At 60.5% G+C, this 10,566-nt stretch carries 9 protein-coding genes; 5 read left to right on the top strand and 4 right to left on the bottom strand.

The genetic code is table 11. The annotated features are described in order from the left end of the window. Window positions 1-393: 393 nt before the first annotated feature. The 3 genes from QZ213_RS17705 to secA all read right to left on the bottom strand — a co-directional run bounded on the left by QZ213_RS17705 (window position 394) and on the right by secA (window position 5,635). The gene (locus QZ213_RS17705) at window positions 394-999 is read right to left on the bottom strand and encodes a hypothetical protein (RefSeq protein WP_291687389.1); all 606 of its coding nucleotides are present in this window, start codon (window positions 997-999) and stop codon (window positions 394-396) included. Between the two features lie 509 nt (window positions 1,000-1,508). Further along, window positions 1,509-2,675 carry a site-specific integrase gene (locus QZ213_RS17700; RefSeq protein ID WP_291687388.1) on the bottom strand — a complete coding sequence of 389 codons (1,167 nt, stop codon included), beginning with the start codon at window positions 2,673-2,675 and terminating at the stop codon, window positions 1,509-1,511. Between the two features lie 125 nt (window positions 2,676-2,800). Next, window positions 2,801-5,635, bottom strand: a complete 2,835-nt coding sequence (gene secA, locus QZ213_RS17695; protein ID WP_291687387.1) for a preprotein translocase subunit SecA — start codon at window positions 5,633-5,635, stop codon at window positions 2,801-2,803. 340 nt (window positions 5,636-5,975) lie between these two features. Here secA and QZ213_RS17690 point away from each other — a divergent pair, with 340 nt between their 5' ends. The 3 genes from QZ213_RS17690 to mutT all read left to right on the top strand — a co-directional run bounded on the left by QZ213_RS17690 (window position 5,976) and on the right by mutT (window position 8,788). Next, the gene (locus QZ213_RS17690; RefSeq protein WP_291687386.1) at window positions 5,976-6,905 is read left to right on the top strand and encodes a peptidylprolyl isomerase; all 930 of its coding nucleotides are present in this window, start codon (window positions 5,976-5,978) and stop codon (window positions 6,903-6,905) included. Between the two features lie 212 nt (window positions 6,906-7,117). Further along, complete coding sequence (argJ, locus tag QZ213_RS17685; RefSeq protein ID WP_291687385.1) at window positions 7,118-8,359, top strand: bifunctional glutamate N-acetyltransferase/amino-acid acetyltransferase ArgJ; 1,242 nt, start codon at window positions 7,118-7,120, stop codon at window positions 8,357-8,359. A gap of 18 nt (window positions 8,360-8,377) precedes the next feature. Further along, a complete protein-coding gene (gene mutT, locus QZ213_RS17680) occupies window positions 8,378-8,788 on the top strand; it encodes an 8-oxo-dGTP diphosphatase MutT (RefSeq protein ID WP_291687384.1) in 411 nt (136 codons plus the stop codon). A gap of 146 nt (window positions 8,789-8,934) precedes the next feature. On the opposite strand, the gene QZ213_RS17675 is transcribed toward mutT, so the two are convergent. Then, window positions 8,935-9,786 carry a methyltransferase domain-containing protein gene (locus QZ213_RS17675; RefSeq protein WP_291687383.1) on the bottom strand — a complete coding sequence of 284 codons (852 nt, stop codon included), beginning with the start codon at window positions 9,784-9,786 and terminating at the stop codon, window positions 8,935-8,937. Window positions 9,787-9,896: 110 nt separating this feature from the next. Between QZ213_RS17675 and QZ213_RS17670 the strand changes: the two genes are divergently transcribed. Together QZ213_RS17670 and QZ213_RS17665 are read left to right on the top strand one after the other, a co-directional pair. Further along, the gene (locus tag QZ213_RS17670) at window positions 9,897-10,094 is read left to right on the top strand and encodes a hypothetical protein (protein WP_291687382.1); all 198 of its coding nucleotides are present in this window, start codon (window positions 9,897-9,899) and stop codon (window positions 10,092-10,094) included. A gap of 17 nt (window positions 10,095-10,111) precedes the next feature. Further along, window positions 10,112-10,566: GcrA family cell cycle regulator (locus QZ213_RS17665; RefSeq protein WP_291687381.1), on the top strand; the 455-nt coding region annotated here is incomplete at its 3' end.

Genomic DNA, 10,566 nt, shown 5'->3' with positions numbered 1-10,566 from the left:
TTGGTCCAATGGCTACACCAGCGTTGGGTCGCCCTATTTTGAAATTGGCCGCCTCAGGAAAGCACAATGCCGCCTAGCCGAATATCTTGGCGGGCGGCATTGCGTATCAAAACTGGGCCCTAAAATCCCCAGCACCGCTATGCTAGCAAAGAGCATGCCAGGTTCACGTCAACGACGTTTTGCGTCTGGACATTCCGCCGTTCAATCCCATCCTTGCCGCGTCTGATTCAAGTGGTGTTTGGCTATTCAACGAGACGGGTGCCATCGCATTACCAATCGGATGGAACTGGCAAGTGGACCGATGAGACAGCGCCATCGAGGCCGCAGGCCGGGCCGATGCGATGTCGCACGACGTAACTCGGACGGATAAACTAGCTTGGAAACTAGTTTTGCCTAAGGGCGGTCTACCTTAGCGTTAGATTCGAAAAATTTCTTAATTCCAGCAGAAAATTTCGTCCAGTTGCACGATAGCGATGCATCTTCGCACGAGCCATCCGCTCGAACCACTGAGCTACGTGCCCTCGGGATCGGAACGTGGGTCGGAACGATCATCATGGGTAATCCTGGCGGAGATATCGAGCCCGTTACACGATCGTCCCGAAAATCTGGTTGCGCCATTCGGCTCTGCTTTTCCGCAAGGGCTGCTGCAACTGCATCTCGTCTTTGGGCATCCAGGTATAACGTGTATTGTTCATCGAAGTATTTTAGCTCCTTCGGCGTCGGGTTCGGACCCGCGATATCAAAATGGCGATCTTGTAGAAAGTCATAATAGGTGTATCCGCCGCCGGTCTTGCGTCGGCCTACGAACTGCTTGCCGCACTGAGCAATCAACGTCATGCGCTCATCTTTGGATGACGAGGTCCTCTTTGCTTTCTCAGAGCATTGTTCAAAATCTTGCGGGCTGTACTGCGGCCACCATTGAGCGCCAAACCACGTTACTACGCCGACGGAGCCGATGAACGCGGTGGCGACAAGACTGACTTTGAACTTGGCTCTCACATAACTTCTCCTGAAGACAACGCAGCGTTGTTCCATTCAAGATCGGATCTCGGTTCCGGGCCGCTTATCAATCTAGCTTCGCACACTATCCAATAAAATTGTACCATAGGGAGCCCGCCAGTACCTCTCAATGTTGCAGCGTAGCCACAGCCCGCTCGATTATTTTTCCGCTCCTGTTTACGTCTTTACGTGCAGAAAACGTGAGGAGAAGATCCGAGAGGCAAACGTTGCGGGCTTTAAAATGCAGCAGGTTAACTTTGTCGGAACGGTTTTCTCGTTGGTGGCAATCGCCTGCTCGATAGTCGTTGTTAGTTGGGTTGGTCTTGCGCTCTTAGGTTTTTAAGCGACCAGGGCTTCTTTTGAACTGACAGCCGTCGATTGCAACATTTGCCTCGCAGTTCAAGGCGTCGGCACAGAACCACGAACTCTCGTCGGAACTCACGGATGGCGCCATTGTTCCTTTCGGAGACCTTCGATAGCATCGCTGGATCCGTGGCCTCTGGCTAAGCTCAATCGCCCAACCTCGTCGCAAACACGGCTGACGTTGCTTGCTTACCATAGTACTGCTGGATCATCTGGACCGAAGTCCCCATGTTGCGTGCGACTTCAAAAACACCAATTCCGTTTCGCAACGCCATCACAGCGTAAAAATGGCGAAGGCTGTAGAGGGCGTACTTCTCGCCAAAACCGTTCTTTTCTGTTCCGGCTTGCCTCAGCGCCGCATTGAATTGATCGATCAGCGTGACGACCTTCGAGCCATCAGGCATTGCAAACAAGAACCCGTTGGGATCTTCACCGCCGCGTTTTGCCAAGAATTTGTCTATTCGGCTTGCTACGGCAGATCTTGGAATGACATCCCGCTCGCCCGTTTTGCCTCTCACAATAAATCGAAAATTATTTCGACCCTTGGCATCCCTGAACGGAATCACATCACGTATTTTGAGATTGTTTGCTTCGCCAACACGCATTCCAGAATTGGCGAGTATGAGAACGTAGTCACGAAGCAATTCTCTGCTTTGCCGTGTGCGGTCATCCTTTGCAGCGTTGATACGCTTGTACATAGTTCGCCATAAGCGTCTATACTCAGGTATCTCGAACGCAGGTCTCACACGTTTCTTTTTCGGAGTGAAGGTAGCTGTCGGAAGAGATTTTTTACCACGCAAGCCCTGCTCGTGAGCCCATTTCACAATGGCTTTGCCTAGCATCATGTCCCACTGAAGCGTCTTGTCAGCTGGATGGAGCTTCGCATTTCTCGGAAGCTTATCGAACTTTGAATAATAATCACGACGCCACGGGATGAACTCCCGCATCACCTTGTCGTCGATTGCTTCGACTACCATTGCTCCAGCGTACTCACGCCAAAACTTAGCAACACGGATGATCTGCCTCAGCATTCCATCTGAGGTTCTGCCGTGATGATGGTCGCGCTCCCGAAACCGAACATAGTCATCAATAACAACGGAAAATAATTTGGATTTTGGTGGAAGGCCCTGCTCAGCTCTTTGTTCCAATTGGAACAGCAATTTTCGGCCAGCGCGAATCGCAGTTTCTACATCCGCGGTCTTAAGCGACCGCAAGATGTATTTCCCCGGTGAAATTCGAAACCGTGCGTGGAAAATTCCAGATCTTTTGAAAATAGTGAGCTTGCCATCTTCAAGATAGCGAGCGCCTTCCATTCGTGATGCCCCTGAAGATCAGCAAGCACCACACGGATTGAAAGCGTTTCAATAGTCAGCGGGACATCTAGACAAATTTCACGGAGTTCCAGACACAGTGTCCCGCTAACCCATTGAAATCATTGCTAAGCATACCTGCCGTGGCAGTGCTTGTACTTCTTGCCCGAGCCGCAGGGGCAATCCTCGTTGCGGCCGACCTTGCCCCAGCTCGCCGGGTTCTTCGGATCGCGGCCGGCGGCAGCCGCGGGCACCAGCGACGCGCCGGCAAAGGCCAGTTCGTCCTCGCCGGTGTTCGGGTCGAACTTGTGGGCTTCCATGACCGGCAATGCCGGCTGCTGTTCCTCCGGCGGCACGATTTCGACACGCATCAACTGCGCCGTCACCGCCTCGCGCAGATGCGCGATCATCGCCTCGAACAGGCTGAACGCTTCGGACTTGTATTCCTGCAGCGGGTCGCGCTGGCCGTAGCCGCGCAGGCCGATCACCTGACGCAGGTGATCGAGCATGACCAGATGCTCGCGCCAGAGGTGATCCAGCGTCTGCAGCAGGATGGTCTTCTCGACGTAACGCATCACGTCGGGACCCCATTGCGCGACCTTGGCCGCCATGTGCTCGTCGACGCGGCTCTCGATGCGCGACAGCAGTTCCTCGTCGGCGATGCCTTCTTCCTTGGCCCATCCATCGACCGGCAGGTCGATGTCGAGCACGCGCTTCAACTCTTCCTTGAGGCCGGCGACGTCCCACTGCTCGGCATAGGCGTGTTCGGGCACGTGCTTGTTGACGACATCCTCGACGAAGGCGTGGCGCATGTCGGCCACGGTCTCGGCGACGCTTTCGTCCTTCATCAGGTCGATGCGCTGGTCGAAGATCACCTTGCGCTGGTCGTTCTGGACGTTGTCGAACTTCAGCAAATTCTTGCGAATGTCGAAGTTGCGGGCTTCGACCTTCTGCTGCGCCTTTTCCAGCGCCTTGTTGATCCAGGGATGGATGATGGCCTCGCCCTCCTTGAGGCCGAGCCGCGTCAACATGGTATCGAGCCGGTCGGAGCCGAAGATCCGCATCAGATCGTCTTCCAGCGACAGGAAGAATTTCGAGCGCCCGGGATCGCCCTGGCGGCCCGAGCGGCCGCGCAGCTGGTTGTCGATGCGGCGGGATTCGTGGCGTTCGGAGCCCATGATGTAGAGCCCGCCCGGTTTTGTCACCGTCTTCGCCGGCTTTGAACCCTTGGCGGGCTCGACCTCGACCGTCTCTTCCGCCTTCAGCACGATATCGCGAAAACGTTCGACGTCGGCCTTGATGCGCTCGATCTTGGCGGCCTTCTCGGCCTCGTCGGTGATCCCGGCGGTCTCGTGCATGATCCGCATTTCCAGCGAGCCGCCGAGCTTGATGTCGGTGCCGCGGCCGGCCATGTTGGTCGCGATCGTGATCGCGCCGGGCACGCCGGCCTCAGCCACGATGTAGGCTTCCTGCTCGTGGAAGCGCGCGTTCAGCACCGCGAACAGCTTTGCCGGCTTGCCGGCGCGGGCCGCCGCGTAAAGCTTCTCCATCGCGTTTTCGTTGCCGAAATCGATCTGCTTGTAACCGTGGCTCTTGAGGTATTCGGCCAATACTTCGGACTTTTCGATCGAAGCGGTGCCGACCAGCACCGGCTGCAGCCGCGCATTGGCGCGCTCCACTTCGGCCAGGATCGCGGCGTATTTCTCGGTCTGGGTGCGATAGACCTCGTCGTCCTCGTCGAGCCGGGCGACCTGCACGTTGGTCGGAATTTCCACGACTTCGAGCTTGTAGATGTCGAACAGTTCGTCGGCCTCGGTCAACGCCGTGCCGGTCATGCCGGCGAGCTTCTCGTACATCCGGAAATAGTTCTGGAACGTGATCGAGGCCAGCGTCTGGTTTTCCGGCTGAACCTGCACGTGCTCCTTGGCTTCCAGCGCCTGGTGCAGGCCCTCGGAATAGCGCCGGCCCTGCATCATGCGGCCGGTGAACTCGTCGATGATGATGACCTCGTCGTCGCGGACGATGTAATCCTTGTCGCGCGTGAACAGCGTGTGCGCGCGCAGCGCCTGGTTGACGTGGTGCACGACCGAGACGTTCTCGACGTCGTAGAGCGACTCGCCCTTGAGCTGGCCGGCGTCGCGCAGCAGGTTCTCGAGCTTTTCCATGCCGGCTTCGGTCAGCGTCACCGTGCGCTGCTTCTCGTCGACGTCGTAATCGGACTTGTCGAGCTGGGGAAAGAAGGTGTCGATGGTGTTGTAGAAATCCGAACGGTCGTCGAGCGGGCCGGAGATGATCAGCGGCGTGCGCGCCTCGTCGATCAGGATCGAGTCGACTTCGTCGACGATGGCGTAGAAGTGGCCGCGCTGGACCATGTCCTCCAGACGGTACTTCATGTTGTCGCGCAGATAGTCGAAGCCGTATTCGTTGTTGGTGCCGTAGGTGATGTCGCGCGCATAGGCTTCCTTGCGCTCGGCATCGTCCAGCCCGTGGACGATGACGCCCACGGTCAGGCCGAGGAAGTTGTAGATCTGCCCCATCCATTCGGAGTCGCGGCGGGCGAGGTAATCGTTGACGGTGACGACGTGAACGCCCTTGCCGGCCAGCGCGTTGAGATAGACCGCGAGCGTCGCCACCAGCGTCTTGCCTTCGCCGGTCTTCATCTCGGCGATGTCGCCTTCGTGCAGCACCATGCCGCCGATCAGCTGGACGTCGAAATGGCGCTGGCCGAGCGTGCGCTTGGCCGCCTCGCGCACGGTGGCGAAGGCCGGAACCAGGAGGTCGTCGAGCGTCTTGCCGTCCGCGAGTTGCTGGCGGAATTCGGCCGTGCGCGCCTTCAGCGCGTCGTCAGAAAGGGCCGCGATCTCGAGCTCGAGGGCGTTGATGGCATCGACGCGGGACTGGTATCCCTTGACCCGTCGGTCATTGGCGGAGCCGAAAAACTTGCGAGCGAGCGCGCCAATCATGCCAAATTCCTGTTTTCGCGGTTCGGCAAAGCTGCCATGACGTTTTCCACCCGTTTGCCTATCAACTCATCGTGACGCATTGCACCGCTGGCCCCGATCCGGGTGCATCCGCAAAATGAGTGGGAATTCAGCAACCCGAGGTTCAACGGCCAAAAAACGCCAGTGAAATTAGCGCTATCGCCACTGACCCCGGTTTGGGACAGATATGGCCGGGTCGGAGGCTTGTCAACGGCGCGAAGGTGTCAAGGAATTCATCATTTTGTCAGACTTTTCGCGTTGCCAAGGCCCCATGATTGGGCGAGTGTCCCGCCGCCCCAAACAAGCCCCATAAGGATTTTCCATGACCACTTCGTTTCCGGAAACGAAAACCGGCCTGCGCCTCGGCCTCGCCTCTGCCGCCTTGACGGGCGCTCTCGCCATGGTCCTGCTGGCCGGTCTGCCGGCGCGGGCTGAAGACACCAATCCGGTGCTGGCAAAGGTTAACGGCTCGGATATCCGTCAGAGCGACGTGACGCTCGCCGAAGAGGAACTGGGTCCGAGCCTCGCCCAGATGGATCCCGCGACCAAAAAGGACAACGTCCTGTCGTTCCTGATCGACATGAAGATCGTCGCCAAGGCCGCCGAGGACAAGAAGATCGAAAACAATGACGACTTCAAGAAGCGGATGGCGTTTACGCGCAACCGGCTTCTGATGGACAGCCTCCTGGCCAGCGAAGGCAAGGCGGCGACCACCGACGAGGCCATGAAGAAGGTATATGAGGACGCCGCCAAGCAGATCTCCGGCGAGCAGGAAGTCCACGCCCGCCATATCCTGGTCGAGACCGAGGATGAGGCCAAGGCGGTCGAGGATGAGCTCAAGAAGGGCGCCGATTTCGCCGAACTCGCCAAGAAGAAGTCCAAGGATCCCGGCGCATCCGACGGCGGCGATCTCGGTTTCTTCACCAAGGACCAGATGGTGCCGGAATTCTCCGCCGTCGCGTTCTCGCTGGAGCCCGGCAAGATCTCCGATCCCGTGAAGTCGCAGTTCGGCTGGCACGTCATCAAGGTCGAGGAAAAGCGCAACCGCAAGGCGCCCGATTTCGACCAGGTCAAGGGCCAGATCGAAACCTATGTGACGCGCAAGGCGCAGGCCGATTACGTGGCGAAGCTGCGTGAAGCCGCCAAGGTCGAGCGCATGGACCAGGCCGCCGCCGACCCGGCGGCGAAGCCGGAGGCCAAGCCGGACGCGGCGAAGCCCGCCGACTCCAAGATGGCGCCGGCGAAGAAGTAAGGCACACTCCGCGTCGTCCCCGCGAAAGCGGGGACCCATACGCCGTGCCGTTACGTTTGGGCACGCGGCCAGTTGGCATCTTAATATTTGACACCGGGGGTCTCCGCTTTCGCGGGGACGACCTCCGGTGTTGGTCCTATCGTACACCCTCTCCCGCCCTGGCGATTGAGGTGATACAGAGCGCTTCCTTTGCCTCGAAGCCGGAAGTGCCCATGTCATCAGCCGTCTCCCCGCTCGCGCCGACCGATGTCCCCGAGATGCCGGCAATCGCCGGCGTCAAGCTTGCCACGGCTGCCGCAGGCATCCGCTACCAGGGCCGTACCGATGTGCTGCTGGCGGTGCTGGACAAGGGCACCGCGGTCGCCGGCGTCTTCACCCAATCGAAATGCCCGTCGGCGCCGGTGGAATGGTGCCGCGCCAAGCTCACCGGCGGGAAAGCCCGCGCGCTGGTGGTGAATTCCGGCAATGCCAACGCCTTCACCGGCAAGACGGGGCGGCAGGCCACGACGCTGACGGCCTCGATCGCCGCCAAGGCGCTCGGCTGCAGTCCCAATGAGGTATTCCTCGCCTCCACCGGCGTGATCGGCGAGCCGCTCGATGCCACCAAGTTCAACGGCGTCCTGGGCACGCTGGCGGAGCAGGCCGTTTCAGGCGGCTGGACGAACGCGGCCAGGGCGATCATGACCACCGACACCTTTCCGAAGGTCGCGACCGCGACCGTGAAGCTCGGCAAGGCCAAGGTCACGATCAACGGCATGGCCAAGGGCGCCGGCATGATCGCGCCCGACATGGCGACCATGCTGGCCTTCGTGTTCACCGACGCGCCGATCTCGGCCGGTGCGCTGCAATCGCTTTTGAAGAGTGGTGTCGAAGACACGTTCAATGCCGTCACCATCGACGGCGACACCTCGACCTCGGACACGCTGCTCGCCTTCGCCACCGGCGCTGCGGCGGCCGACGGGGCGCCGAAAATCGGCCGCGCCAGCGATCCCCGCCTGAAGGCATTTACCAAGGCTTTCCGCGCCGTGCTCGCCGATCTGTCCGAACAGGTCGCCCGCGACGGCGAAGGCGCACGCAAGCTGGTCGAGATCATCGTCGAGGGCGCGGTGTCGAAGAAATCGGCGCGCCGGATCGCGATGTCGGTAGCGAATTCGCCGCTGGTGAAAACCGCGATTGCCGGCGAGGACGCCAATTGGGGCCGCGTGGTGATGGCGGTCGGCAAGGCCGGCGAGCCCGCCAACCGCGACAAGCTCTCGATCTCGTTCAACGGCATCCGCGTCGCCAAGAGCGGCGCGCGCGATCCGTCCTATGACGAGACACAGGTTTCAGAAGCGATGAAGAACCCGAAAATCCAGATCAGGATCGCGCTCGGCCTCGGCAAGGGCCGCGACCGCGTGCTGACCTGCGACCTCACCAAGGAATATGTCGCGATCAACGGCGACTACCGGTCGTGAACGACGTATCCGCTGCGCATGGCTGATTTCAAACTCACGCTCGTCGTCGCCTGCGCGCTGGTCGATATCGACAAGCGCGTGCTGATCGCGCAGCGGCCGCAAGGCAAGGCGCTCGCCGGCCTGTGGGAATTCCCCGGCGGCAAGATCGAGCCCGGCGAGCGGCCGGAAGCGACGCTGATCCGCGAGTTGCATGAGGAAATTGGCATCACCGTGAAGGAAGCCTGCCTCGCGCCGCTCACCTTTACCAGCTACGCTTACGACGATTTTCATCTCCTGATGCCGCTCTATATCTGCCGGCGCTGGGAGGGCGAAGTGATCGCGCGCGAAGGGCAGAAACTCGCCTGGGTCCGCGCCAACAGGCTGCGCGACTATCCAATGCCGCCGGCGGACATTCCGCTGATCCCGCATCTGATCGATTTATTGATGTGAGGGCGCGTACGTCACCCCCAACCGTCATGCGCGGGCTTGACCCGCGCATCCATCAATCTTCAAAAGGATTCATGCGACGCAGATGGATTGCCGGGTCAAGCCCGGCAATGACGATCGAGTAAAGTGGCGCTGCGTCCGCCACACGGTCACTCGCGTTTCGTATTCCTCACCGCCTCCGCCAGGCTAGCCTTCGCCGATCCCGGCTTCAGCGGCTGCTGCTGGCTTTCATGCGGCGCCCAGCCCGACAGCCAGATCACATCAAAAGTCGCGCGGATGCGGCCGTCGGAATCGGCAAAGCGTTCGCCGTAGATCTTCGCCATCCGCATTAGCGTGGCGCGGCGGCTCGGCGTCCGCCGCCGCTCGACCAGGACATTGGTCGCGCCCATACGCCGCAAATCGGCCATCAGCGCGAATGCGCTGGCGTAGCGCACCACGACGCGATCGACGTCGGTGACCGGCAGCGCGAATTTCGCGCGCTGCAGCAGGCTGCCTACGTCGCGCAGATCGGCGAACGGCACGACGCGCGGCGACACCCCGCCTTCGAGTTCGGCTTCGGCGGCGGCGAAGGATTGCCGCAGTTCACTCAGCGTATCGCCGCCGAGCATCGCCGCCAGCAGGAACCCGTCGGGCTTGAGCGCGCGGCGGATCTGCGCCAGCACGCCCGGCAGGTCGTTGACGAACTGAAAGGCGAGCGCAGAAACCGCAAGATCGAGCTGTTCCGGACGCAACGCCAGCGGCTCGGACTCGCTATCAGGCAGATCGATCAGCGCCAGTGGACCGAAGCGTCCGGCGAGCGCGCTGCGGAGCTGGTCGCCGGGGGTGCCGATGTCAGCGGCGCTCTTGAATTCCCGCAACACCGCCTGCAGCCGTTCCGCCGCATCCTCGGCAATTCGATCCAGCAGGAACGTTGCGGGCCCGCCGCGCAGGGCACGACCCTGCCGGGCCCGCAGCAAGGCGCGGTCGAACAGGATTGGCGCGGCATTCGGGTTCGGGGCCATTGCCGTTTGGTACGCCGATCCCACCCTGGCTGACAATCCGGCCCGGTTCGAATCCTAATAGAGTCTAAAAAGATACTTTTCAGTACACCCATTACAGGCTAGCTTTTTGCATGGCCACAGAAAAAGCCGAAACCGACCGCGTTCCGATCACCCTGGCGCTCTCGACCATCACCTATCTCGAAAAGCTGGTGAGGCAGGGCACCCACGGTACCAGTGTTCCCGGCGTCGCGAGGACCCTGATCGAGGAAGGCATTCGGCTGGCCATCAAGGACGGGCTGCTGTCGATCCGCGACAACGGCAAGACCTGAAGCTTGGGATTATCAACATGCCCGCCAAGGAACCCACCTGGACCGAGGAACGCCTCGAACTCCTGAAACGCCATTTTGCCGCCGGGCTGACTTGCCGCGAAATTGCCGGCGACATCGGTGTCAGCCGCAACGCCGTCATCGGCAAACTTTCCCGCCTCAATTTGACCCGCGAAACAAGCGGCGACGCGCCACGCCCGGCGCGCAGGGATAGGGATGGCCCGAAGGGACGCCGCCGCGGATCGATGCCACGGCTGCAATACCGGATACTCCAGGCCGTGTATGCCGAGCCGCAGCCTGCGGCCTACGATGCGCCGATTCCCAACGGACACAGCTGCTCCCTGCTCGAATTGAGCGAGGAGCGATGCCGCTGGCCGATCAGCACCCCCGGCGCCGAGGATTTCTGCTTCTGCGGCAACACGCCGGTGGAGGGCCTGCCCTATTGTCCGGGCCATACCCGGCTCGCCTACCGGCC

The sequence above is a fragment of the Bradyrhizobium sp. genome (assembly GCF_017881085.1).
Classification (GTDB): Bacteria; Pseudomonadota; Alphaproteobacteria; order Rhizobiales; family Xanthobacteraceae; genus Bradyrhizobium.
The sequence above is the reverse complement of the archived record's forward strand: the minus strand, read 5'-3'. Positions and strand labels throughout refer to the sequence as shown.